This window comes from Salinimicrobium soli (assembly GCF_048323655.1).
In the GTDB taxonomy this organism is placed as follows: Bacteria; Bacteroidota; Bacteroidia; order Flavobacteriales; family Flavobacteriaceae; genus Salinimicrobium; species Salinimicrobium soli.
In genome coordinates this window covers 190555-215125 of record NZ_JBLUWW010000006.1, presented here as the reverse complement: position 1 = coordinate 215125, position 24571 = coordinate 190555, and the positions used below count along the sequence as shown (strand labels likewise).

Genomic DNA, 24571 nt, shown 5'->3' with positions numbered 1-24571 from the left:
TCATCACTGGAAAGCTGGGAACTGGTCGTGGCATTTCCTTCTATGTAAACTGTCATGGGGATCCCGGAGAGCGTGCAAATCCGCTATGGTTCCCCTGCACATACTAATAATTAAACTACGACAGATTGCTTCGCTCCACGACTCCCATTGACGTTTAGTTTTAAATATGGTTTTCTCCCTTCGGTCGTTAGAAATTCCTTTTTTTTCATAATTGTTCATTTTTTTGCTTTTCCAAAAAAATGAACCAAAAAAAGGACACTTTTTTGATAGGTGTTTCCAATTTTGCTCCTGCAAAATTAGAACCGTGCTTCCCCGGCTAAATTTTCTCCAAGGCTTTAAAAATTTTTCACGCCGGAGAATCACTACACTTACAAAAAAGACATTTCAAGAAAAATTATTCTATAAAAAAATGAATTAATCTGTCATCTCCCTCCGCTAGAAAATTTTTCCAAAGGTATCGCAAGGCCTTCTTCTCAAGGTGCTTCTCCAACAATAACGCTCCTCAACGACATTTTTATTACATTAGCCTAACCAATCCCCTTCACTCTTACAGAGCACTGGCGGACAAGGATTCATCATTCAAAAACGAAAAACTGAGAACTCACAACTGACAACCGAAATGCCCAAAAGAAAAATCTGCGTGGTCGTCACAGCGCGCCCCAGCTACAGCAGAATAAAAACAGCTCTCACTGCCATTCAGAATCGTTCTGATCTCGAACTGCAGCTGGTGATCGCAGGCTCGGCTTTGCTGGACCGGTATGGGAATGCAGTAGATTTTATTGAAAAGGACGGCTTTCCAATTGCAGCAAAAGTTTTTATGGTCTTGGAAGGGGAAAACCCAACTACTATGGCAAAGACCACAGGGCTCGGAGTAATGGAGTTAACCAATGTATTTTTTAACCTGAAGCCGGATGCAGTGATCACTATAGCCGATCGTTTTGAGACCATTGCGACTTCTATCGCGGCAGCTTATCAAAACATCCCCCTGGTGCATATTCAGGGCGGGGAAGTAACCGGAAGCATAGATGAAAAAGTAAGACATTCCAACACCAAACTTGCCGACCTGCACCTGGTAGCATCAGAAGATGCACGGGAACGGGTGATCAAGCTGGGAGAAGATCCCGAAATGGTGATCAATACCGGTTGCCCTTCAATAGATCTTGCAAAGTATATCAACGAAAATCCGAAACTTGATTTTGATCCTATTCAAAAATATGGCGGGGTTGGAGAAGAACTGATTTGGAAAGACGGTTATATCGTGGTCATGCAACACCCGGTTACCACAGAATATAAAGAATCTAAAAAACATGTCTTGGAGACCCTAAAAGCGATCAGAGAACTTGATTATCCGACTTTCTGGTTCTGGCCAAACGTGGATGCCGGTTCAGATGGCACCTCCAACGCTATTCGAACTTTTCGGGAGCTGGAAAAACCACAAAATATTCACTTTTTCAAAAACATGGATCCCCTGGATTTCCTGAAACTGCTGAAAAACTCCAAAGCTTTGGTAGGGAATTCCAGTGCGGGATTACGGGAGTGTGCATATTTGGGAGTCCCGGTGGTAAACATCGGAAACCGACAGTACAGAAGAGGTCGGGCAGAGAATGTAATCGATGTCGGTTACAATGAGCAACAGATCCTGGAGGCCACGAAAAAGGCGATTTCAAGGGAACATTTTGCTGCTTCTGAAATCTATGGCGACGGAAATTCCGGAGAAAAAATAGCAGAGATCCTGGCAACGGTTGAACTGAAGTACAGTAAAACTATAACTTATTAAGAGGTAGGTAAAACAATAGATTAAATAATATTTCAGGACTGAGAACAGAAAACTGACAACCGACAACCGACAACTGAAGCATGAAAATACTCGGACTCATCCCCGCACGTGGCGGCAGCAAAGGAATTCCCGGGAAGAACATCAAGCCGTTAGATGGAAAACCCCTGTTACAGTACACGATCGAAGCGGCCAAAAGAGCGAATTTGCTTTCCCGAATTGTGCTCAGCTCAGAAGACGAGGAAATCATCACGGCTGCTAAAAGGCTTGGACTGGAAGCTCCATTTCAACGACCGAAAGAACTGGCAGGCGACAGCAGCGGTAGCCTGGAAGTAATTGAACACGCCCTACAGTTCTTTTCGGATGCAGGTGAGAAATTTGATGCTGTATGCCTGTTGCAACCCACAAGCCCTTTCCGCAGAGAGAATTTGATCGATGATGCCGTAAACGAATTTATCCGGGGAGGGTTTGATTCCCTTTTGAGCGTTAGAGAAGTCCCAGAGGAGTTTAATCCACACTGGGTTTTTGAGGAAGAAAATGGCGGACTAAAGATCGCGACTGGAGAAAAGGAGATCATTCCCCGAAGACAGGAGCTGCCAAAAGCCTACCACCGGGATGGTGCAATTTACCTGACCAAAACAAATGTTATTAAGGATCAAAATTCCCTCTATGGAAAAAAGATCGGCTTTATCGACACTACGGGAGATCCTTATGTGAATATCGATGCGCCGGAGGATTGGGAGAAAGCCGAAAGGCTTTTGGCAATGATCACTGGACAATAAACAAATATCAGTTTGTTACTTTTTGTTTATTATTTATTGACTTAAAAGCTATTGGCCATTAGCTATTGGCTATTGGCTATTGGCTTTCTTAATTTGGAATTTAGCGCTTGATTTGTGGTGCTTTTCAATAGTTTTGATTTCATTATACATTATTCAAACTTACACTATACAATAACTCATGTGCGGATTAGCAGGTATCATTGGACCTAAACCTTCTGAGGCAGAACTACAGAAAATGCTGCAGACACAAAAACATCGGGGGCCCGACCATAACGGCAGTTACCTTGATGAAGGTTACGCCGCACTAGGTCACAGCCGCCTTTCCATTATCGATCTTTCTCCCGAAGCTAATGAACCCTTTGTAGACAATTCTAGGAGGTACTACCTCAGCTTTAACGGAGAGATCTACAACTATAGGGAACTTCGGGAAGAACTGAAGAGTTTTTACCATTTTAAGACCGCATCAGATACTGAAGTACTGTTGGCTGCCTACATCAAATGGGGAAAAGAATGTCTGCAAAAATTCAACGGCATGTTTGCTTTTGCGATTTGGGACTCTGCAGAAAAGAAACTTTTTGCTGCCCGCGACAGGTTCGGCGTAAAACCATTCTTCTATTCCGAAGTAAATGCTCACCTCTACTTCAGCAGTGAAATAAAGGCACTCAAAAATGTCATTTTTGACAGCCCTCCCAATCAAAAGGTGTGGGCCAACTACTTTAGTTATGGCTCGTATGGAATGCCGGCGGAGACCTTTTATGAGAACATCAGCCAGTTACCCGGAGGCCATCTTCTTGAGTATTCAGGAGGGAAATTAAAGAGCCAAAAATGGTATGATTTTGAGAGCAGGGTGAAAAAAGTTCCAAAAAATTTACCTTTTGAAGAGGTAAAAGAGCTGTATCTGGACCTGCTAAAAGACAGTATTAGTTTACGCTTCCGCGCTGATGTGCCTGTAGGTTTCAACATCAGTGGCGGCGTAGACAGCTCCCTCCTGCTCGCACTTGTGAACCTGTTCGAAGATAAGAAGCACATCAACGCCTACACATTTTACACAGGCGATGAACGTTATGATGAATTACCATGGGTGGAGCAGATGATCGCCACGACTCAAAATCCGTTGAAAAAAATTCTTTTTTTAGCAGATGAAGTTCAGGATGTGGCCCGGAAGATAAGTCAGCAACAGGATGAGCCTTATGGAGGTATCCCGACCCTGGCCTATTCCAAAATTTTTGAGGAGGCACATAAAGACGGGATAAAGGTGCTGCTGGATGGACAGGGAATGGATGAGCAGTGGGCAGGATATGATTATTACCAGAACTCCGGAAGCACCATCCAGGGAACCGGAAACATCTCTCCTTTCCGGCCTGAAGTATTGGATCCAGACTTTGCTGCCCTGGCAAGAAAACCGGAGTATCCGCAGCCTTTTGATAATAAACTTCAGAACCTTCAATTCAGGGACCTTTTCTACACAAAGATCCCGCGGGCACTAAGGTTCAATGACAGGGTCAGTATGGCCTACAGCACCGAATTAAGAGAACCTTTTCTCGACTATCGACTCGTTGAACTGGCTTTTGCACAGCCTCAAGAATTTAAAATTAAAAACGGAACAGGAAAATATATGCTCCGGGAGATACTAAAGCCGCTTGTTCCAGAAAGGATCTCTTATGCCCCTAAACGCTCTCTGCAGACTCCGCAGCGGGAATGGTTGGAAAAAGAACTAAGACCCTTTGTGGAAAAGCAGCTACATCACTTAAAAAATTCCCAGGCGGGAGCATGGTTCGATCATCGGGAAATTCAAAAAGAGTGGGAGAAGTATTTAGCGGGGGATAACAGCAGTAGTTTTCACATTTGGCAGTGGATCAACACTTCACTTCTATTTAGTCGGTAGGCGGTAGTCTTTAGTCGATAGCCTGTTGTTGAGAGTCTGTAGTCGACACTGAAGGTTTAAATATTCCGGAGGTATTTCTGAAGGCTACTGACCATTTTTGATAGCTCTGCAAGTTGTTTACGGTTTAGGAGGTTTTCCTGATCAGAAATAAACCTTTGCCGACTAGCAATAGTCGAACACACCACATACTCTTTGATCGAATCACTTGCGATCTGAAGAAACCTATTGAACTGGGAAGTCAGGTTGTACAGCTCAGACTTCGGGAATTTCTCTGAAACTTCATAAGCCAGTCAACAAAATCCAAAGATTTCTGATAAACCTGTAGATCTTCAAATTTGAACTTAGGTAGATCTTCCATACTATAACTATTAAATTACGAAAAGGTTTTAAAAATGGTGATCTACCGACTATCGTCTAAAGACTAAAGACTTTTGACTATTCAAAATTCCTCATAATCTCCCGCCACTTCTTCTTAAGGTTCTTCTTAAGAGAAGGCTGATCCTGACCGTAGCCTTTACCGTACTGGCCGTAGCCGTAGCCGTAACCGTAACCATAACCGTAGCCATAGCCATAACCGTATTTGGCTCTGTGGACAAAGTGGTTGAGTACAAATGAAATATTTTTGACCTCCCCCTTGTTGTATTTTTCATTGATCACCTCCAGCATACCTCGTTTTGTGTAATCCTGGCGGATGAGATAAAGGGTTGCATCAGCATATTTGATCAGGTTGAGAGCATCGGCCACTACTCCAACGGGTGGCGTATCCATTACGATATAATCGTATCGTTCTTTTAGTTCTTCCATGAGCACCTCCATTTGTTCGTTCATAAGCAATTCAGAAGGGTTTGGCGGTATAGGCCCGGCGGTGATCACATCAAGGTGGGGCACCATACTTTTTTGGATGATGGTGTCGAGGGACTCCTGACCTATAAGATAATTGACAACCCCTACATCATTGTTGATCTTGAAATCATCAAAAATTTTAGGCTTTCGAAGGTCGGCACCCAGTAGAAGAGTCTTTTTTTCACTCAATGCAAAGACCGTTGCAAGGTTCATCGCACAAAAAGTCTTTCCTTCTCCCGACACCGAAGAGGTGATAAGAACGGTCTTGGAACCGGTAACGCCGTGTTTCTTGTACATGAACTGCAAGCTCGATCGCAGTCCCCGGAAACCTTCAGCGATGGCTGACTTTGGTTTTTGAAAAACAGCGAGGTTAGTATCCATCCTGCTCTTCCCGATCATGCCCAGAATAGGAATAGGTGAAAGCCTGGTGACTTCCTGGGCATTGTGAACGTTCGTGTTCAGGAAGACCAGGAGAAATACAAAGGTTAAAGGAATCATTCCTCCCACCATTAAAGCCATTACGTAATTTAGCTGTGTATTAGGACCGATCTGTCCACCGCCGGTATCTTTAGCGGTGTCTATCACCATTACATCGCTCACGTTTGCCGCCTTTATTAATCCTGCTTCGCTGCGTTTTTCAAGAAACAAATTGTAGGTGCGTTCACTGATAGAATATTTCCGCTGGATCTTCAACAGGTCCTGTTCCTCCTGTGGCAGTTTCCTGATCTCTGATTCTGCCTGTGCTATATCTCTGTTGATCTCCTGCAGTTCCCTCCTCAGCAGACGCTGAGAAGAATCCATATTTTCAAGCAGTACTGCTTTTACTGCATTGATCTGCCGATCAATATTGTCAAAGACAGGAGAATTCTCCTGAAGGGAATACTGGTATTTTCTTCTTTCTTCTGCCAGGGAAAGGATTCGGCCTATCCCGCTGACGATACTCCCTTCAGAAATCCCTGCCACTGAAGGGGCGGGCACATCGGTATAGTCTTCCCGGGTACGTAAATAGTCCTCCAGGGTTTCATAATAAGCCAGCTGCCGATTTATATCTTCCTTCCGAACGTCCAGGCTCACTAATTTACTGTTTAGTTGCCCGGTTTCCGCGGAAAGATCAATGATCTCATTGTCATTCCGGAACTTATTAAGCTCATCTTCCACTGATTGAAGTTCCAGGGATTTTACAGCAAGACTGCTGTCAATGAACCGAATGGTCTTGGTAGCGAACAGGTTCTTTCGCTCCAGCATATTTTCACTCAGCACCCTCACCGTTCCGTTCAAATAGTCAACGATCTCGGCTTTATTATCTCCGGTAAGGGCCAGGTTAATTACAGAAGAACCCTGTGACTGTGGTTTTACGGACACCCCCCTGAACCTTCCCACCGTACCATCAAAATGCTTAAAGGTTACATAATATGGTTTATCTATCTGAGGCTCCACACCTGTAGGAATAAGGACTCCACTAAAAAAAGGCAGGTCTATATGCTGATTGAGTTTGTATTCTTTATTGAAAGGCCCTTTTTCAACCACCACAGAGGAATACTGCTTGGTTTCATAATTGTAAACCCGGGCAGTTTCCCCGCCGAAATTAGTACTTAGACTAAAGGTTTCCGGATCTTTAAATTTTATCGTAAAAGTATTTCCCTGCGCCTGAAATGCTGTGCTGTCAGCAACCACTTTGAAAGGAGTATATCCATAGGCATTCACCCTCTGGTATTCTCCATCTGTGTAATACCCGATATAATATTGTAAACGCTCCACTACTTCTTCGTTATGAGAGCGGGAGTTAAGAATAGTAATAGCCGTATTCACCTTGTCTGAAGTTCCTCCCCAGTTGAAGGTAAGGCTGGTATTACTGGTGAAAAACGGGTTTTGGTCGTCCTTTATACTTATCGAATTCCCCAGACGGTATACCGGAAGCTTTCGCACATTATTGTAGTAGGCCACTCCCAAACTGATGGCAATGGATACCAGGATCAGCTGCCAGTAACTGAACACCTTGAGAACAAAACCTTTGAAGTCAAAGGTGGAGCCTACGTCTGATATGTGATCATCTTCATGTGCCATTTCTTACCGTGTAAAAACTAAAATACTACTAACTACGAGGGCCAGAACAGAGGTCACCGTTCTAAATACATCTAAACCTGTGGTTCCCAAACCTATTGTTTTCTGCGGAAGCGGATTTACTATGATCAGGTCGTTGGGCTGAATATAGTAATAAGGGGATCGCATTGCGTCAATAGTTGTGAGATCAATATGATGCCTTTTCTCTCCTCCGGGATATTGCCGTACTATTATAACATCCGTGCGATCTCCAAATTCGGAAATATCTCCGGCGTTGGCAATAGCTTCCATAATGTTCACCTGTTCCTTATAGATCACCTGGCTGCCGGATCCGATTTCGCCAATGGTTGTATAACGAATTCCGGCCAGCTTTACGGTTACGAATATATTAGCCTCCTCCTTGAAATATTGCTCTAAAAGGGCCTTTTCTATCTTTTCTCTAACCTCATCTACTGTATAGCCTAAAACGTTTACTTCCCCTAAGGTAGGCACCCTGATATTACCATGCTCATTTACTGTGAAACCATCGTAGTACATACTCTCTTCCCCTGTGGCATTAGGGTTTTCCTGCCCCACCGGATTGAACATCCCCACCAGCTCCTGGTCCAGTGCTTTCACGCGAATACTCAACAGGTCATTGGTTTGTATGCGGTATGGCTTCTGAATTCTTTCTACGGAAATTATACTGTCTACTGCAGCTTCACTTTCCTGCAGGTATTTGAGCCTTTTGGTGGGCACACAGGAGGAAACAAAAATTAGAACACTAACAATAACAACTAATTGTCTGACACTCATTTGGGACATATAGGTTAACACAAATATAGCTTTTGAAGGCTAATAATGAAATAATAAGTTAAATAGTTTGATCACGACCTGTTGTTCGTTAGAGGTTGACCGGAGAATCGGCCAACACATGAAACAATATTTGGTATTTGATAATTGTTCATTGCTCATTGTTCGTTGCTCATTGTTCATTGCTCATTGCTCATTGATAATTGTTCATTGTTCCATGTCCTTTGTTCATTGCTCATTGTTTTGGTTACTTTTGCAAAAAAGAACTGCGTGAATTATCTATCGGTTGAAAACATAGCCAAAGCATACGGGGAGCGGGAATTGTTCTCAGGAATTTCCTTCGGAATTAACGAAGGTCAAAAAGTAGGCTTTGTAGCCAAGAACGGAACGGGAAAGACTTCCCTGCTCAATATTCTTTCGGGAGCAGATAATCCTGATGCCGGACGGGTCGTCTTCCGGAAAGATATTACCACCGCCTTTCTTCCGCAGGAGCCCAACCTGGATCCAAAGTTGACGGTAGAGCAAACCATATTCGCTTCAGACAATGAGATCCTGAAGGTGATCGAACGCTATGAAAAAGCTTTGGAGAATCCCGATGATGCCGATGCTTATCAGAAGGCTTTTGAACAGATGGAAGCACACCAGGCCTGGGATTTTGAGACTACCTATAAACAGATCCTCTTCAAACTGAAACTGGAAGATCTGCACGCTTCGGTGGGCAGCCTGAGTGGCGGACAAAAGAAACGACTGGCATTGGCATCCATGTTGCTTAACAAACCCGATCTCATCATCATGGATGAGCCTACCAACCACCTTGACCTGGATATGATCGAGTGGCTGGAAGAATTCTTCAGAAAAGAGAATTTCACCATTTTCATGGTCACTCACGACCGCTATTTCCTGGAACGGGTGTGTAATGAGATCGTGGAACTGGAGGACGGCAATCTCTATACTTACAAAGGGAATTACTCCTATTACCTCAGCAAAAAGGAGGAGCGTATTGCCCTGGAACAGACCAATACAGATAAGGCCAAACAACTTTTCAAAAAAGAGTTGGATTGGATGCGGCGCCAGCCAAAAGCGCGTACTACCAAATCTAAATCCCGTATCGATGATTTTCATGAAATCAAAGACAGGGCCAGTAAAAGGAGAAAAGATCACCAGGTGCAACTGGAGATCAATATGGAACGCCTGGGGAACAAGATCATTGAACTCCATAATATTTCAAAAAGCTTCGGCGATAAGGAGCTGCTGCACAAGTTCAGTTATAACTTTCAACCCGGAGATCGTCTTGGAGTAATTGGAAAGAACGGCACGGGAAAATCTACTTTTCTGAACATCTTAACGGGTGCAGTAAAACCTGACTCCGGAAAAATAGTTATTGGAGAGACCATTAAATTCGGTTATTACACACAAAGGGGAATTGAAGTCAAGGAAGGACAGAAGGTCATCGATGTGATAAGAGAATTTGGAGATTTCATTCCGCTGAAAAAAGGAAGACAGATCTCTGCTCAGCAACTGCTGGAACGTTTCCTTTTTGACCGGAAGAAGCAGTATGATTATGTAGAGAAGTTGAGTGGCGGGGAGCGAAAAAGGCTTTATTTATGCACCGTTCTTATTCAGAATCCGAATTTCCTGATCCTGGATGAGCCCACCAATGATCTCGATATTGTCACCCTCAACGTGCTGGAGAATTTCCTCCTCGACTTTCCGGGGTGCCTGATAGTGGTGTCTCACGACAGGTACTTTATGGATAAAATTGTGGACCACCTTTTTGTCTTTAAAGGAAATACCGAAATAGAAGATTTCCCCGGGAATTACACCGACTATCGCGAATACGAAGCCAGCAAGGAACCCGAACCTGCCGCTAAACCTGAAGAAACAAGTTCAAAAAAGGAATGGAAGAAGGAAAATGTTTCTACCGGCCTGACCTATAACGAACAAAAAGAGTATCAGAAGCTGGAACGGGAGATCCATAACCTGGAGAAAAAGAAGGAAGAGGTGCAGCAGAAATTTTTACAGGAACTCAATCCCGATGAGATCGCTAAGACCTCTATGGAATTGAGCAAGATCGAGGACGAGATCGAAATTAAAACGGAGAGGTGGTTCGAACTCGGTTCTAAAGTTGAATAATCGGGATTGGTTAATCGGGATTAGTTGATCAGGAAATCACTAATTCTGCTAATTGTTCATTGTTAATTGTTCATTGTTAATTGTTCATTGTATCTGCTTACATAAAATTCCTTCTCCGCTCCACTAATCAGCATGGGGTGCATTCCCCGTTCGTTTATAATTTAATCACTAAATGCTTTTATGACAGGAAAAAATATCCTGTTTATGATGTCTTAAAGAAGTACAGAAAAAGCCTGCTGAAGGATAAAAGGAAGATACAGGTCCAGGATTTTGGAGCCGGTAGCAGAGTATTTAAATCAAATGTACGTGAGGTGTCAAAAATGGCAAAAACAGTTGGAATTTCTGCTAAACGCGCCCGACTGCTGAATCGGTTGGTGCGCTACCTCGAGATAGATCAGGCACTTGAATTAGGTACTTCCCTGGGAATTGGCACTGCAGCAATGGCGGCAGGAAATCCCGTGAAGATCACTACCATAGAAGGTTGCCCCGAAACCGCTGCAATAGCGAAGGAGAAATTTCAAGAATTCGGATTCGATAATATTCAACTTAAGATTGGAAGATTTGAAGAGGTCTTAGGGGAAAGTGGTCAGTGGTCAGAAGGCGGAAATTCCAAATTCCAAATTCCAAATTCCGATTCTTTAAAAAAAGAAAGCCGGAGACAGGCCACCGACACCCATCAACCAACAACCGACAACCCACAACCGACAACCGGGAACCCACAACCCGTAACCCGCAACCTTCAAACCTACGACCTCATCTACTTCGACGGGAACCACCAGAAAAAAGCCACTTTAGAATACTTCGAAAAATTGTTGCCAACTGCACATAATGATTCGGTTTTCATCTTTGACGACATTCACTGGTCAAAAGAAATGGAAGAAGCCTGGGAAGAAATAAAAGCTCATCCTGCAGTTAGAGTGACTATCGATACTTTTTCCTGGGGATTCGTCTTCTTCCGAAGAGAACAGGAAAAAGAGCATTTTACGATAAGGGTCTAAGAACGACAGAAATTTCCTAAAGTAATGTCACCCCGAGCGCCTGCCTGTCGGTAGGCAGGAAGTCGAGGGGTCTCTTCTTTCTCCGAATAGTGGTAAATTTGACTGGAAGCAAGTAACAGGATTTGGCATCTGATTTCTTAAGAGATTCCTCCTTCGTCGGAATGACAGAATCTGTCATTCTGAACACAGCGCAGCGGAGTGAAGAATCTTTTCTTGAAGCTTTTTAGCTATTAGCTGTTGGCCATTAGTCACTGGCTGAATTTGCCATGATTACAAAGGAATGATATCCAAATATGACATTTTTGACAACAATTGGAATTTGGCGCTTGTATTTTGGAATTTCATATTAATTGATTTGTAACAAATCTGTGTAAATTGCGTCTTACGTAGTGACAACATTCTTTCTATGAGCAGCGTAATCAAGATCAGAAAAATTACCCGGGATTTTGCCCTGGGACAGGAGACCGTAAAAGTCCTCAAAGGCATAGACCTCGACATTGGCAAAGGGGAATATGTAGCTTTTATGGGGCCTTCCGGTTCGGGAAAATCAACTTTGATGAACCTGCTGGGCTGTTTGGATACGCCAACTTCAGGTCAGTACATTCTAAATGGGAATGACGTGAGCAAAATGAGCGACAATGAACTGGCCGAGATCAGGAACAAAGAGATCGGATTCGTTTTTCAGACCTTTAACCTGTTGCCACGTACCACCGCTCTTGACAATGTCGCACTGCCAATGATCTACGCAGGGGCTTCAAAAGCAGAACGAAAGGCACGGGCAGAAAAGGTTCTTGCAGATGTTGGTCTGGCTGACCGTATGGACCACCGCCCCAACCAACTTTCGGGAGGGCAGCGTCAAAGGGTGGCTGTAGGCCGTGCCCTGGTGAATCACCCTTCCATTATCCTGGCCGATGAACCTACCGGAAACCTGGATTCCAAGACTTCCGTAGAGATCATGAACCTGTTTGACGCCATTCACAAGGCAGGAAACACAGTGATCCTGGTGACCCACGAGGAAGATATCGCGAGACATGCGCACCGCATTATCCGCCTGCGAGACGGAATGGTTGAAAGTGACGAAAAACAGGTTGCAGAATTAAGAACTGAATAATTTTTGTGCGGAAGGATCCTCTCCCCTTCAAAAAATGCCTTTCTAAAATGAACTTTTTCGATAAGGACCTTTTACTTTACCTGGTGATCATCGTGGTCTTTCTTGCTTTTTTCCTTTGGAACAGAATACAAACCACCAAAAACAGAGAACAAAAGAAGAACAGGAACTTCAGAAACCGGTACCACGAAAAGCGAAAAAACAGACGCAAATAATTCTCCACCCCGAATTTTTTCTTTGTTAAATTTCTGGATTTACAAGCTGTTTTTCAGTACTTTAAGAACAGAATTAAAAGCCTGTTCCCATGGACATTTCCGTAACAAATCAAATTTACCTGTACCTGGGGATCATCTTCATCATTCTGTCTTTTGTCTTTTACTTCAGAAGCCGTAGAAGGAGAAAAAAGGAACTTGAAGAAAGACGTTCCCTCAGCAGCAAGTTCAAGGTGAAGAAGAAAAATAGAGAGGTAGTGTAAAAGGCCATTTTTGAAGGCAGACCTCAAATTATTTTCCACTCTTTCTTTCCCTGCGATATTTCTTACCTTAGCTTTTTATAAAAACTGAAGGTCAGACAAACTCGGCCCAAACTTGACAAGGAAATTTCATGAAAATATATACTAAGACCGGTGACAAAGGCACTACTGCCCTTTTTGGTGGCACCCGTGTGCCCAAGCATCACATTCGCATTGACAGTTACGGCACGGTCGATGAACTTAACTCTCATCTCGGAATGCTTCGTGACCAGAAGATCGACGAACATTCTGAAGAGATCCTGCTGCAAATACAGGAACGCCTTTTTACAATTGGTTCCATTTTAGCAACCGACCCCGAAAAAGCCATCTTAAAGAGCGGAAAGGAACGTCTCGATATTCCGAAGATATCTACTGAAGATATTGAGCTGCTGGAGCAGGAAATGGACAGCATGAACGAAGAGCTACCGCCTATGACACACTTCATCCTTCCCGGCGGACATCAAACCGTGTCAGTTTGTCACATTGCCCGCTGTGTATGCCGTCGTGCTGAGCGATTAGCTGCTGCTCTTCATAACGCAGAAGCATTCGATCCACTTGTTTTACAATATTTGAACAGGTTAAGTGATTACCTCTTTGTGCTGGCACGAAAGTTGTCTAAAGATTTGCAGGCCAAGGAAATTCAATGGATCCCTAAAAAGGATCCTGAAAGACGAAAATGACCTAGATTTCTTAAACTTCAAAATCCTGATCAATTTTAGAGTTTTCAGAAAAACGTTCTTAACATTAATGAAAAAAAAGATTTTTTTCTTGACTATCTCGTCAAAAAAATTATTTTTGCAAAAATTTAAACCGATTAACCGATGTATTGGACATTAGAATTAGCATCCTATCTTAGTGATGCACCGTGGCCCGCGACAAAAGATGAGTTAATTGATTACGCCATCCGCACGGGCGCCCCGCTGGAGGTTGTTGAAAACCTACAGGCCATTGAAGATGAAGGAGATTCTTATGATTCAATCGAGGAGATCTGGCCAGATTATCCTACCGATGAAGATTATCTCTGGAATGAAGATGAATATTAAAAGCATACCACAATAAATAGCAGAAAAAAGTCTCAGAAGTGAGGCTTTTTTTTTGCGTAACTTTGACATTATTAAACCACAAAACTTATGAGTTTTTTAGATTCAGTATTAAAAGTTTTTGTTGGCGACAAGTCCAAAAAGGACATTAAGGAAATCCAACCTATCGTCGATAAAATACTCGCACTGGAAAAAGAATATGAGGCCCTTTCCCTGGACGAACTTAGAGCCAGAACAACCGGCTTCAAAAACAAAATTCAGGAAGCGCTGAAGGAAGTGAACCAGCAGATAGAAAGCCTGAATGCCGAAGCAGACGCCTCTGAAGATATTAGCCGAAAAGAAGATATTTACGCCGAAATAGACGCACTTAAGGAGAAATCTTATGAGATCTCTGAAGGAGTACTCAATGAGATCCTTCCGGCAGCCTTTGCTACAGTAAAAGAAACTGCAAAGCGTTTTGCAGCTAATCCACAGCTGAAGGTGACCGCCTCTGCTTATGACAGGGAACTTTCCGCAGAAAAAGATTACGTAAATCTTGATGGTGACCATGCTATCTGGAACAACTCCTGGGATGCAGCCGGAAAACCGGTGACCTGGGATATGGTGCATTATGATGTGCAGCTTATTGGTGGTGTCGCCATGCACCAGGGAAAAATTGCCGAGATGCAGACAGGTGAAGGTAAGACCCTTGTGGCTACTTTACCAATGTACCTCAACGCGCTTACCGGCAATGGCGTTCACCTGGTAACGGTGAACGATTACCTTGCAAAGAGAGATAGCGCCTGGATGGCTCCGCTCTTCCAGTTCCATGGACTTAGTGTGGATTGTATAGATTATCACCGTCCTAACTCAGCTGCGAGAAGAAAAGCCTATAATGCCGATATCACCTACGGAACCAACAACGAATTTGGATTTGATTACCTGCGTGATAATATGTCGCACTCACCAGATGACCTGGTGCAGCGACCTCATAATTTCGCGATAGTCGATGAGGTGGATTCGGTACTGGTTGATGATGCCCGTACGCCATTGATCATTTCAGGACCTATTCCGAAAGGGGACGTTCACGAATTTGAGCAACTGAAACCGGCTGTAGCCAATATTGTCGACGTACAGAGAAAATATTTGACCGGGGTCCTGGCGGAAGCTAAAAAACTGATCGCCGCAGGAGATACTAAAGAAGGAGGATTCCAACTGCTAAGAGTTTATCGCGGACTTCCGAAAAACAAGGCTCTTATTAAATTCCTGAGTGAAGAAGGTGTAAAAGCACTGCTTCAAAAAACGGAAAATCAGTACATGCAAGACAACAACCGCGAAATGCCGAAGGTTGATGCTGAATTGTATTTCACCATAGAGGAAAAGAACAATCAAATAGACCTTACCGACAAGGGTATTGAATACCTTTCAGGTAAAGATGATCCTGATTTCTTTGTCATGCCAGAAATAGGCATGGAGATCGCGAAGATCGAAAAAGAAAATCTTTCCAAAGAAGAAGAGGCTGAGAAAAAAGAGGAGCTTTTCCGCGAGTATAGTGTGAAAAGTGAACGTATCCACACCATGCGCCAGCTGTTGAAAGCCTATACATTGTTCGAAAAAGACACTGAATATGTGGTGATGGACAATAAGGTCATGATCGTAGACGAGCAGACCGGTCGTATCATGGAAGGTCGTCGTTACAGTGACGGACTTCACCAGGCGATAGAAGCCAAGGAAAATGTGAAGATCGAGGATGCCACCCAGACCTTTGCTACGGTAACCCTTCAGAATTACTTCAGAATGTATCGTAAGCTGGCCGGTATGACCGGTACAGCCGTTACAGAAGCAGGTGAATTCTGGGAGATCTACAAGCTTGATGTGGTTGAGATCCCAACAAACCGCCCAATTGCCAGAAAAGATAAAGAAGATCTTGTTTACAAGACCAAAAGAGAAAAATACAATGCGGTGATCGAACAGGTAACTGAGCTTTCCAAAGCTGGGCGTCCTGTTCTGATCGGTACCACTTCTGTGGAAATTTCAGAATTGCTCAGCAGGATGCTGAAGCTTCGAAATGTACCGCATAACGTACTGAACGCGAAACTGCACAAGAAAGAGGCTGATATCGTTGCCGAAGCCGGAAATCCCGGAGTAGTGACCATTGCCACCAATATGGCAGGTCGGGGTACCGATATTAAACTTACCCCGGAGGTCAAAGAAGCCGGCGGTCTTGCCATAATTGGTACAGAGCGTCATGATTCCAGAAGGGTTGACAGGCAGTTAAGAGGACGTTCCGGACGTCAGGGTGATCCGGGAAGCTCCCAATTCTATGTGTCTCTTGAAGATAACCTGATGCGTCTCTTTGGATCTGAAAAGATCGCAAAGCTGATGGACCGAATGGGCCTTGAAGAAGGTGAGGTAATTCAGCATTCAATGATCTCCAAGTCCATTGAAAGGGCTCAGAAAAAAGTGGAAGAGAATAACTTCGGTGTTCGTAAGCGACTTCTGGAGTATGATGACGTGATGAACGCTCAAAGAGAGGTGGTTTACAAACGTCGTTACCATGCCCTTTTTGGAGATAGATTACGTGTTGATATCGCCAACATGATCTATGATACTTCGGAAAATATTGCAGAAACCAACAAACTGGCCGGTGACTTCAAGAACTTCGAATTCGAATTGATCCGTTATTTCTCGATGAGCTCTCCTATTTCTAAGGAAGATTTCGAAAAAATGGATTTTCAGGAAATTGCCGGAGTGGTTTACAAAGCGGCATACGAGCACTACCTGGAGAAAATGAAGCGCAGTGCAGAATCTGCTTTCCCGGTGATCAAGCAGGTGTGGGAAGATAAAGGCAATAACTTTGAAAGGATCTCAGTTCCTTTCACCGACGGTGTCAAGACCCTGCAGGTGGTAACAAACCTGGAGAAGGCCTACGAATCTGAAGGAAAGCAATTAGTTACCGACTTTGAAAAGAACATCAGTTTAGCCATTATTGACGACGCGTGGAAAACCCACCTCCGAAAAATGGATGAATTGAAGCAGAGTGTTCAGCTCGCAGTTCACGAACAAAAGGATCCATTACTTATCTATAAGTTTGAAGCCTTTGAACTGTTCAAGGTAATGCTAGACCAGGTGAACAAGGATGTTATCAGCTTCCTGTTCAAAGGGGAATTACCTGCACCGAATCCGCAGAACATTCATGAAGCCAGACAACCGAAACGTCGTGAAAAGCTGGAAACCACTAAGGAAGAAATTCCGAATATGGATGAAAGGGCCGCACAAAGCCGTGCAGCGGGACAAACCCAGCGTCAGCGACCTCAGGTTACCGAAACCATTACAAGAGAACGTCCAAAGATCGGCAGGAACGATAAGGTGACCATCAAAAATGTAATGAGCGGTGAGAACAAGACTATGAAATTCAAACAGGCTATTCCGTTACTCGATAAAGGTGACTGGGTGCTTGTAGACGAATAAAATATAAAATTGATCAAAATGATGATAACCCGGGGCTTTTGCCCCGGGTTTTTTTATGCATTTAGGAAAAGGAGCGGGAATTTTAATTAATTTTAATATAACCATCTAAAATCCAACCTCATGAAAAAGTACAGCATTGAGATCAAATGGGGAATAATCTTTATTCTCACCATGCTTGTTTGGATGTTCGGAGAACGCTTTTTTGGCCTTCACGATGAACGGATCGAACAGCATGCCTTCTACACCAACTTCTTCGCTATTGTAGCCATAGGAGTTTATTTACTTGCGCTTTATGACAAGCGAAGGAATTACTACCACGGTATTATGAGCTGGAAACAGGGTTTTATCGCCGGTCTCATTTTGACTTTTGTTGTGACCATTCTTACGCCCCTGGCGCAATATCTGACCAGTGTCTGGATCTCTCCGGAATACTTCCCGAACATGATCGAATATACGGTTCAAACAGGGGAACGAAGCCGGGAAGAAGCTGAAGCTTTTTTCAACCTCAACAATTACATCCTGCAAAGTACAATGTTTGCCCTTTTGTCAGGAGTGATCACTTCTGCCATTGCCGCATTAATAATGAGGAGGAAAGAAAGCTCACCTTCCAAAAGCCCAGATTTAACAGGCATTTAGCAGTAAAAGCAGCTTCTTATTTTTAAATTAACAGGAAGTAATTAACCACAAATTTGAAAATATGAAGATCGAGGACAATGAAAAAAAGAAAGAATTGGCAGCAAACCAGGGGAAAGCATATTCTGCCGCTCTGGATTACATGAAAAGTATAGATAACCATGCCGAAAAAGAGATAGATGATTATATCATAAGCCTGGCTTCTGAAGAGGCTGAGGGAACCTATCAGCTGGAAGGAGGAGAACTCAAGTGGAAAACTCCGAAGGAAGGTTATAATACCCACCTTGAGATCGTTGTAAGGGACAAAAAAGACAAGCGCTTCATTCCGGGATTAAAGATCAAAGGAAAGGTCTATGATGAAGATAAGAACCTCATTGTAGAAACAGACTTCCCGTTTTTGTGGCATCCTTTTTTATTACACTACGGGGCCTTCTTTAAGATCCCAAAAGACGGAAAATACAATGTGGAGATCGACATCCCCGCACCGGAATTCCACCGGCATGATGAGATCAAAGGAAAGCGCTATGAAAAAGATGTGAATGTGACCATTGAAATTGAAATGGAAACCGGAAGGGAACCTCATGGACCGGAATAAACTAACTAACCATTAATAGCCCCCTGTCATGCAGGAAACAAAACTTCATTCCCGCGAGAAACTATTATTTTTCAACAAAGATTACATAGCTGAATTTGTCTATGGAGGAATTGACGGCGCCATTACCACTTTTGCAGTGGTAGCAGGAGCAGAAGGCGCAAGCCTGGGAATCACTGTAGTGATCATTCTCGGCCTCGCAAATCTTATTGCGGATGGATTTTCAATGTCTGTCGGCAATTTCTTTTCTACCAAAGCCGAACGTGACAACTTTGAAAAACACCGGCAAGTGGAATATTGGGAAATTGAGAACCTGAGGGACCGCGAGGTTCAGGAGATCCGTGAGATCTATGAAGCAAAAGGTTTTAAGGGAGAGCTGCTTGAAAAGGTAGTGGATGTCATAACTGCAGACAAGGATGTATGGGTAGACACCATGATGAAGGAGGAACTGGAGATGGTGAAAAGTGATAAAGCGCCTTATAAGACCGCAGGAGTAACTTTTATGAGTTTTGTGATTGTAGGTTCTGTTCCGCTCCTCTCCTATTTCTTCGCCGATAGTGGTCCGGGTATACAAGCTCAGCTGTTTCTTTATTCCTGTATTTTAACAGCTGTAGCACTCGCGATAGTAGGAAGCCTTAAGAGTATTGTGAATGAAAAGAATATTCTAATTGGCATTGGAGAAACCTTGTTACTTGGGGGTCTTGCTGCGATACTGGCTTACTATGTTGGGGATGTCCTTGAAAAAGTACTTATGTAAAGAGGGAGAGGCAGTAGGAAAATTCTATATGTAAAAAATCTTAAGGTTTTATTTCTTTTCTTAAAAATTCCTGAATATTGTATTAAAAATCAGCGATTTAACACTTGATTAGCAGAGTGAAATCCACTTCCCTCGGTATCTTAGGATTTCATTTTAAAAGGTTAACCTATGGAAGATCGTTACTCTAAATTCAAGAAGTTAAACTGGCTTCTTACCCAAAGCTTTGAAGCCGAACGGGTATATTATAATGCCGGCGAAGATGTACAACAGGTAGAATTAAAGCGGTTTTTCAATCATGAGAGTGTGAACCGCAACAGGTTCAGTTATGAAATTTCTGAGCAACTGGTACAGGCCGGGGTGGAGCCCGCTAAAGAATGGATACAAAAAGGAAATCTGGACCGCGACTGGAGACAGGAAAAAAAGGCACTCACCAAACACCGCCCTTTGAAATTACTTAAAAAGTGCCGGGAAAGAGATGAAGAAAATCTGAAGCTCTATGATGAGATCCTTGATGAAAAGAAATTCCCAAAAGAAATTCTTCAGGTATTGAAAAGGCAAAAGAACATTATTTTAAAGTCCCTTGAAACTGCTGAAAAATTCAGGACCGGGGAACAAGCTCTCGATCCTCAAAACAGACCACGGGTAAGAAAACTCAAAGCCATGTAAAGATTCCAAAACTCCACCAGAAACGGTGGAGTTTTTTTTTATTTTGCTTAAATTCAGGCATGAGAAAAACAATGGAGCGTAGTTTCCTGGGTTTGGCCATTATAGCTGTTGCCATACTGGTTCCGTATTTCATCTTTAAGATGAATACCAAATCCTACAGCCCCGAAGAAACCGTAACCTTCCAAAAAGGGAATCTGGAGCTGGAGGTTTTCTATAATCGCCCTTACAAAAAGGACCGCGAGATCTTCGGAAAACTAGTTCCCTACAATGAAGTTTGGCGTACAGGCGCAAATGAAGCGACTACTTTCTACACTAATAAAGATATACTTGTAGACGGCTCCCTTTTAGCTGCCGGGAAATATACTTTATGGACCATTCCCATGGAAGAATCCTGGAAAGTGATCTTTAATTCTGAGATGTATCCCTGGGGAATAACTTCCGACAAAATTCCTTCGCGAATAGCCCAATACGATGTGTTGACAATTGAAGTTCCCGTAAAGAAACTGGAAGAGGTGATTGAGCAGTTCACCATCGATTTTTCTGAGGAACATGAACTCATCATTATGAACCTGTACTGGGATCAAACCCTTATCAAGGTACCCTTAAAACAGGCCACAGATCCTTCAGCTTCTTAAGAGGGTATCTTTAACAGCAAGTTAGGATCAGGACAGTTGGAGAGAAATTTTTCCAGGTCTCTTTTACAGGCTACCCCCGGAAAATCCCCTTTTTGAGTGCCCAGGTCACGAATTATCTGAAAATGTAAATGAGGTGCATAATCCCCATTTTCGGAAGGCCCGCCAAGCTCGCCGATCTTCTCCCCCGCTTTTACCTGTTGTCCTGCTTTAAAATGAGCCAAAGAATTTCGGCTCAAATGCCCATAAAGGCTATAAAAGCTCAGATCCTGAAATTCGTGTTTAAGAATGATAGTTGGCCCATAATCTCCGAAATTATTGTTATCCTGAAAACTATGAACGGTTCCATCCAGAACAGCCAGCACAGCAGTCCCCTCCTCTGCCCAAATGTCTACTCCCAAATGGACATTTCGAATCAGGTCTTCCTCTACAGGAGTTGAAAAAAGAGCACTTCTTTTATAAAGTCCCCGTTTTTCATTGTAACCCCCAAAAGCTACCTTTTTCTGTTTCTCCTCCAGAAACTTCCGAAGAAAAATAGAATATTCTGACGCCGAGGTTAACTCCGCTTCCTGAAGTTCGGGATTGTTGACGGAAAGATCTATTGGAACATAATCTTCCACAAAAAAACCGGCATCGACTACCGGAGTAAAACCAGTAGTGAGGCCGGCGATAAGGTCAGAAAAAGTTTTTTCCTGCATTCTTTTTTTGCCAAATGTAGTTTATGAAAACTACTTCAGCAATACGTCACTAAAACTCGCGCTTATAGATACAGAAGCGTTGGCATTCTTGTTCTTATTGTAGCCGTCCAGTTTTTGGTTATCGTAGGATTTACTCGATTTCACTGAAATGCCCTGAGGAAGTTTCACCTCGCTTTTGTTGCCACTGTAGTGAAAATTATAAGCTACTTCTGGCAGGTCCAGTTTTAGATCGGAATTCTCAAGAACAATGTCAATACTGTTGAAAGCCGGAGCAACTTCGTTGATGGTCAACTCACCAAAAGTGCCTCTAAAAATTCCGTTGTCTGCCAGGTGTTTCACCTTTACATCACTGGAATTTGAAGTGAGTTTAATGCTCACCACTTTATCAATTGTGAATTCTTGCACATAAGAAGCATTTAGTTTCCCGTAATTCCAGGTATTGACCTTGACCGGGGTATACGCCACTTTTAAATCGGTCTTGTCACCTGTAACAGAATTAGCATAGAATTTACTGTGAGAAAGCTGCCCCTGCAGGTTGTTAGTGGTTCCGGAAAGTTTCACTTCTCCATAGCGTACATTCAGCTTCAGATTTCCATTTTTTGGCATCGTTATCTTCAGGGTCTTTTTGGCTTTCATTTCATCAGAATCGATCACAATGACCTTGCCCTTAGAGTCACCATATTTTTCTTCGACCTGTTTTTCAAAATCGGCAGCCCATTTCTCCATATCTTTTCCGAATTGTTCTCCCCATTTCTCCATGTCCTTTCCAAACTGCTCGCCCCATTTTTCCATATCCTTCCCAAATTTCTCTCCGAAATCTTCCATGACAAGGGCATGTTTTTTCCAGAGGGCAGAATCTTTCTCGAACTTTGCAGCCCATTCTTCCATTGACTTTTCAAAGTCTTTCCCGAAATTCTTTTCAATTTTGGCCTCCCATTTTTTGAGGTATTTATCCCCTTCTTTGCGGTAGGCTTCGTAATCAAAATGCATGTCTCCCATGTTGGCAAAAGCTTCAGGTGGAATAGGATTGTTGGCTATACTTTCAAGTATGGGTGCCATCATATCCTGAAGGGGCATCAGCATTTCCGGAAGCTGCGATAAAGGTCCCTCTAGTCCGGCAAAGTCCAAATTATCCAGACTCATTCCTCCTGAAGAGTTTATCTTCACTTCGCTGGCAGTAGCACTGGTAGATAAATTCCAGCCTGCCAAAGCTTTTTCAGTAGCTTTTTTATCGGTACCCGAAGTTTCCAGCAGGGCCTCCACACGGACTTCATTTTTATCCCAATATTCCACCACCACATTGGTGTGTTTGGAATCGATGTTTACAGTAACATCTTTATTGGTCTTGTACGTCTTGTCCAGTTTCCTGGTTTGTGCCACTGCTACCGTGGAACACAGGAGCAAAATGATCAGGTATTTAAGCTTTGAGGTTTTCATAGTTCTTTGTATTTGATTGATTGATGTCTTTGATCTTACTTTTTAGTTTGAACAGTAGTTCGAGGCGCAGTTGCAGGTTGGAGATCATTGCTTCCACACTGCTTTCGTTAAGCCCTGACTCCTGTATCTCTGCATTTAATCTTTTGTATTCTTTATCCAGTTCGGCCAGTTGAGCCATGAAAGAATCTACCAGGGCACGATTCTCATCATTCACTTCCAGTTTAGCTAGTTCAATGTTGAGGCTGGCGAGATAGAAGTTCTCGATCTTTTTAAATTCAGGGGATACGTCACTCAACTGATATTCCTTTGTAACCGGCACTTCCTCCTGAGTTACATTTTCTACCTCCAGAGTATTTTCTACGACCTGTTCTCCTTCGAACATATTGTTTGGAGACAGCAGGAAGAAACTAATTCCAAGGGCCACTACCATCACGGCAGCTATTTTCAGGAACAGAAAACTATTCCTGCCACTCTTTTTCTCCTGCGGAAGAGCCTTTTCCAGCCTCGCTTCAAAACGATGCTGATGGCCTTTTTTAAGCTTGTCTTCAGGAAAGCCTTTGTCTTCCTGAAACATTTTTCTAATATCCTGTGCCATTTCTAAGATCTTTAAGTTCTTCCTGTAATTTTTTCTTTCCTCTGTGAACCAGTGTGCGCGATGCAACCTTTGTGATTCCCAGAATTTCTGCAATTTCTTCGTGATCATATCCCTCGAGCAGGTAAAGCATCAGGGGATATTTATATTTTTCGGGAAGTTGCTGCATTCTCTTTTTTACTTCCTCTATGCCTATACCGTCATTCACTGACCAGTCTTCTTCCTCTTCTACCGTTCCCAGGACTTGCTCGTTAATTGCCAATGTCTCCAGTTTGCGGGCCTTGAGCTTATCAAGACATTTATTGATAACTATCCGTTTTAACCAGGCACCAAAGGTGACTTCCCCGGTAAATTGATGCAGTTTCTCAAAGGCCTTTACGAAAGCCTCCTGCATCGCATCTTCAGCTTCAAACGAATCTTCAATGAACCGCCTGGCTACGAAATACATGCCCTCACAATACTTGTTATAGAGCTTCATTTGAGCCCGGCGATTGTTTTGTCTGCAAGCTTCTATTAATTGATGTTGTATCATCTTTTGGTTGCTGTTCACTTTAAAGACGACAGGAATTTTCCCGCGTTGCAAAAAGGTTCAAAAAAATTAAATTTTTTAGTGATTTTTTCTAACTGCAAGTTAATCAGATTTCTTAAAAATGTTGATTTTAAAGGCTCCCTGAGCCCGGGACAAAAAAAAAGAAGCATTAAAAAATGCTTCTTTTGAGTATCCAAAAATTTATTTCTTTATTCTTCCTCGTCCTCAGCCAGCATCAGGTTGAGAGTAACATCGATATTATCTTCAGTCGCGCGGCTATAAGGGCAGATCTCGTAAGCTTCATTTACGAGCATTTCTCCCGTTTCAACACTGGCTTCGGGTAAATAGGCATCAAGGATGACTGAAAGTACCATGCCGCCTTCTTCCGGTTTACCGATCTCAACAGTAGCGGTTACGCTGTAGTCTCCCAGATCAATATCGTGCTTTCCCGCAACCACTTTAAGGGCGCTGCTATAGCTGGCAGAATAAGCCGCTGCGAACAATTGTTCAGGATTGGTATTATCCCCTCCTTTTCCTCCAAGTTCCTTTGGCATGCTTAATTTCATATCCAGGATTCCGTCGTCACTGGTAACGTAGCCCTCACGACCTCCGGTAGTGGTGACAACAGCGGTATACAATGTCTTCATAGTGCTATTTA

At 43.1% G+C, this 24571-nt stretch carries 24 protein-coding genes; 16 read left to right on the top strand and 8 right to left on the bottom strand.

Annotated features, from left to right (window positions below; all coding sequences use genetic code 11):
* Positions 1 to 619 precede the first annotated feature (619 nt).
* The 3 genes from neuC to asnB all read left to right on the top strand — a co-directional run bounded on the left by neuC (position 620) and on the right by asnB (position 4441).
* Complete coding sequence (neuC, locus tag ACNORC_RS14655; protein ID WP_418336419.1) at positions 620 to 1777, top strand: UDP-N-acetylglucosamine 2-epimerase; 1158 nt, start codon at positions 620 to 622, stop codon at positions 1775 to 1777.
* Between the two features lie 80 nt (positions 1778 to 1857).
* A complete protein-coding gene (locus tag ACNORC_RS14650; RefSeq protein ID WP_418336418.1) occupies positions 1858 to 2556 on the top strand; it encodes an acylneuraminate cytidylyltransferase family protein in 699 nt (232 codons plus the stop codon).
* A gap of 178 nt (positions 2557 to 2734) precedes the next feature.
* Positions 2735 to 4441, top strand: a complete 1707-nt coding sequence (gene asnB / locus ACNORC_RS14645) for an asparagine synthase (glutamine-hydrolyzing) (RefSeq protein WP_418336417.1) — start codon at positions 2735 to 2737, stop codon at positions 4439 to 4441.
* 56 nt (positions 4442 to 4497) lie between these two features.
* On the opposite strand, the gene ACNORC_RS14640 is transcribed toward asnB, so the two are convergent.
* The 3 genes from ACNORC_RS14640 to ACNORC_RS14630 form a co-directional block, all read right to left on the bottom strand.
* Positions 4498 to 4623, bottom strand: a complete 126-nt coding sequence (locus ACNORC_RS14640) for a hypothetical protein (RefSeq protein ID WP_418336416.1) — start codon at positions 4621 to 4623, stop codon at positions 4498 to 4500.
* Positions 4624 to 4876: 253 nt separating this feature from the next.
* On the bottom strand, positions 4877 to 7348 hold the full coding sequence (locus tag ACNORC_RS14635; RefSeq protein ID WP_418336415.1) for a GumC family protein: 2472 nt from the start codon (positions 7346 to 7348) through the stop codon (positions 4877 to 4879).
* Positions 7349 to 7351: 3 nt separating this feature from the next.
* Positions 7352 to 8140: a polysaccharide biosynthesis/export family protein gene (locus tag ACNORC_RS14630; protein ID WP_418336414.1), complete on the bottom strand. Its 789-nt coding sequence runs from the start codon at positions 8138 to 8140 to the stop codon at positions 7352 to 7354.
* A gap of 267 nt (positions 8141 to 8407) precedes the next feature.
* Between ACNORC_RS14630 and ACNORC_RS14625 the strand changes: the two genes are divergently transcribed.
* From ACNORC_RS14625 to ACNORC_RS14565, 13 genes are all read left to right on the top strand, one after another.
* Positions 8408 to 10270: an ABC-F family ATP-binding cassette domain-containing protein gene (locus tag ACNORC_RS14625; RefSeq protein ID WP_418336413.1), complete on the top strand. Its 1863-nt coding sequence runs from the start codon at positions 8408 to 8410 to the stop codon at positions 10268 to 10270.
* A gap of 80 nt (positions 10271 to 10350) precedes the next feature.
* Entirely contained in the window at positions 10351 to 11268 is a 918-nt protein-coding gene (locus ACNORC_RS14620; protein WP_418336412.1) for an O-methyltransferase, read from the top strand.
* Positions 11269 to 11674: 406 nt separating this feature from the next.
* Positions 11675 to 12379 carry an ABC transporter ATP-binding protein gene (locus ACNORC_RS14615; RefSeq protein ID WP_418336411.1) on the top strand — a complete coding sequence of 235 codons (705 nt, stop codon included), beginning with the start codon at positions 11675 to 11677 and terminating at the stop codon, positions 12377 to 12379.
* 47 nt (positions 12380 to 12426) lie between these two features.
* Positions 12427 to 12591 (top strand): hypothetical protein, encoded by a 165-nt coding sequence (locus tag ACNORC_RS14610; RefSeq protein ID WP_418336410.1) that lies wholly within the window; start codon positions 12427 to 12429, stop codon positions 12589 to 12591.
* An 89-nt stretch (positions 12592 to 12680) separates the two neighbouring features.
* Positions 12681 to 12851, top strand: a complete 171-nt coding sequence (locus tag ACNORC_RS14605) for an LPXTG cell wall anchor domain-containing protein (protein ID WP_418336409.1) — start codon at positions 12681 to 12683, stop codon at positions 12849 to 12851.
* A gap of 128 nt (positions 12852 to 12979) precedes the next feature.
* The gene (locus ACNORC_RS14600; protein ID WP_418336408.1) at positions 12980 to 13567 is read left to right on the top strand and encodes a cob(I)yrinic acid a,c-diamide adenosyltransferase; all 588 of its coding nucleotides are present in this window, start codon (positions 12980 to 12982) and stop codon (positions 13565 to 13567) included.
* A 141-nt stretch (positions 13568 to 13708) separates the two neighbouring features.
* The gene (locus ACNORC_RS14595; RefSeq protein ID WP_008272287.1) at positions 13709 to 13930 is read left to right on the top strand and encodes a DUF2795 domain-containing protein; all 222 of its coding nucleotides are present in this window, start codon (positions 13709 to 13711) and stop codon (positions 13928 to 13930) included.
* Between the two features lie 87 nt (positions 13931 to 14017).
* Positions 14018 to 17377, top strand: coding sequence for a preprotein translocase subunit SecA (gene secA / locus ACNORC_RS14590; protein ID WP_418336407.1), 3360 nt, complete (start codon positions 14018 to 14020; stop codon positions 17375 to 17377).
* 120 nt (positions 17378 to 17497) lie between these two features.
* The gene (locus ACNORC_RS14585; RefSeq protein ID WP_418336406.1) at positions 17498 to 18013 is read left to right on the top strand and encodes a DUF4199 domain-containing protein; all 516 of its coding nucleotides are present in this window, start codon (positions 17498 to 17500) and stop codon (positions 18011 to 18013) included.
* 61 nt (positions 18014 to 18074) lie between these two features.
* Positions 18075 to 18605 carry an iron transporter gene (locus tag ACNORC_RS14580; RefSeq protein ID WP_418336405.1) on the top strand — a complete coding sequence of 177 codons (531 nt, stop codon included), beginning with the start codon at positions 18075 to 18077 and terminating at the stop codon, positions 18603 to 18605.
* Positions 18606 to 18633: 28 nt separating this feature from the next.
* Positions 18634 to 19359, top strand: a complete 726-nt coding sequence (locus tag ACNORC_RS14575; protein ID WP_418336404.1) for a VIT1/CCC1 transporter family protein — start codon at positions 18634 to 18636, stop codon at positions 19357 to 19359.
* Positions 19360 to 19527: 168 nt separating this feature from the next.
* On the top strand, positions 19528 to 20025 hold the full coding sequence (locus ACNORC_RS14570; protein ID WP_418336403.1) for a DUF2383 domain-containing protein: 498 nt from the start codon (positions 19528 to 19530) through the stop codon (positions 20023 to 20025).
* 59 nt (positions 20026 to 20084) lie between these two features.
* Positions 20085 to 20660 carry a DUF2911 domain-containing protein gene (locus ACNORC_RS14565; RefSeq protein WP_418336402.1) on the top strand — a complete coding sequence of 192 codons (576 nt, stop codon included), beginning with the start codon at positions 20085 to 20087 and terminating at the stop codon, positions 20658 to 20660.
* Here ACNORC_RS14565 and ACNORC_RS14560 read toward each other — a convergent pair.
* The 5 genes from ACNORC_RS14560 to ACNORC_RS14540 form a co-directional block, all read right to left on the bottom strand.
* On the bottom strand, positions 20657 to 21355 hold the full coding sequence (locus ACNORC_RS14560) for a peptidoglycan DD-metalloendopeptidase family protein (RefSeq protein WP_418336401.1): 699 nt from the start codon (positions 21353 to 21355) through the stop codon (positions 20657 to 20659). The two genes, ACNORC_RS14565 and ACNORC_RS14560, sit on opposite strands and share 4 nt — an antisense overlap.
* A 30-nt stretch (positions 21356 to 21385) precedes the next feature.
* A complete protein-coding gene (locus ACNORC_RS14555) occupies positions 21386 to 22792 on the bottom strand; it encodes a nucleoid-associated protein (protein WP_418336400.1) in 1407 nt (468 codons plus the stop codon).
* Positions 22773 to 23387, bottom strand: a complete 615-nt coding sequence (locus tag ACNORC_RS14550) for a hypothetical protein (RefSeq protein WP_418336399.1) — start codon at positions 23385 to 23387, stop codon at positions 22773 to 22775. Before ACNORC_RS14550 ends, ACNORC_RS14555 begins: the two co-directional genes overlap by 20 nt.
* Complete coding sequence (locus ACNORC_RS14545) at positions 23371 to 23862, bottom strand: RNA polymerase sigma factor (protein ID WP_418336398.1); 492 nt, start codon at positions 23860 to 23862, stop codon at positions 23371 to 23373. The genes ACNORC_RS14550 and ACNORC_RS14545 overlap by 17 nt, the downstream gene beginning before the upstream one ends.
* A 260-nt stretch (positions 23863 to 24122) precedes the next feature.
* Positions 24123 to 24560 carry an Ohr family peroxiredoxin gene (locus ACNORC_RS14540; RefSeq protein ID WP_418336397.1) on the bottom strand — a complete coding sequence of 146 codons (438 nt, stop codon included), beginning with the start codon at positions 24558 to 24560 and terminating at the stop codon, positions 24123 to 24125.
* Positions 24561 to 24571 lie beyond the last annotated feature (11 nt).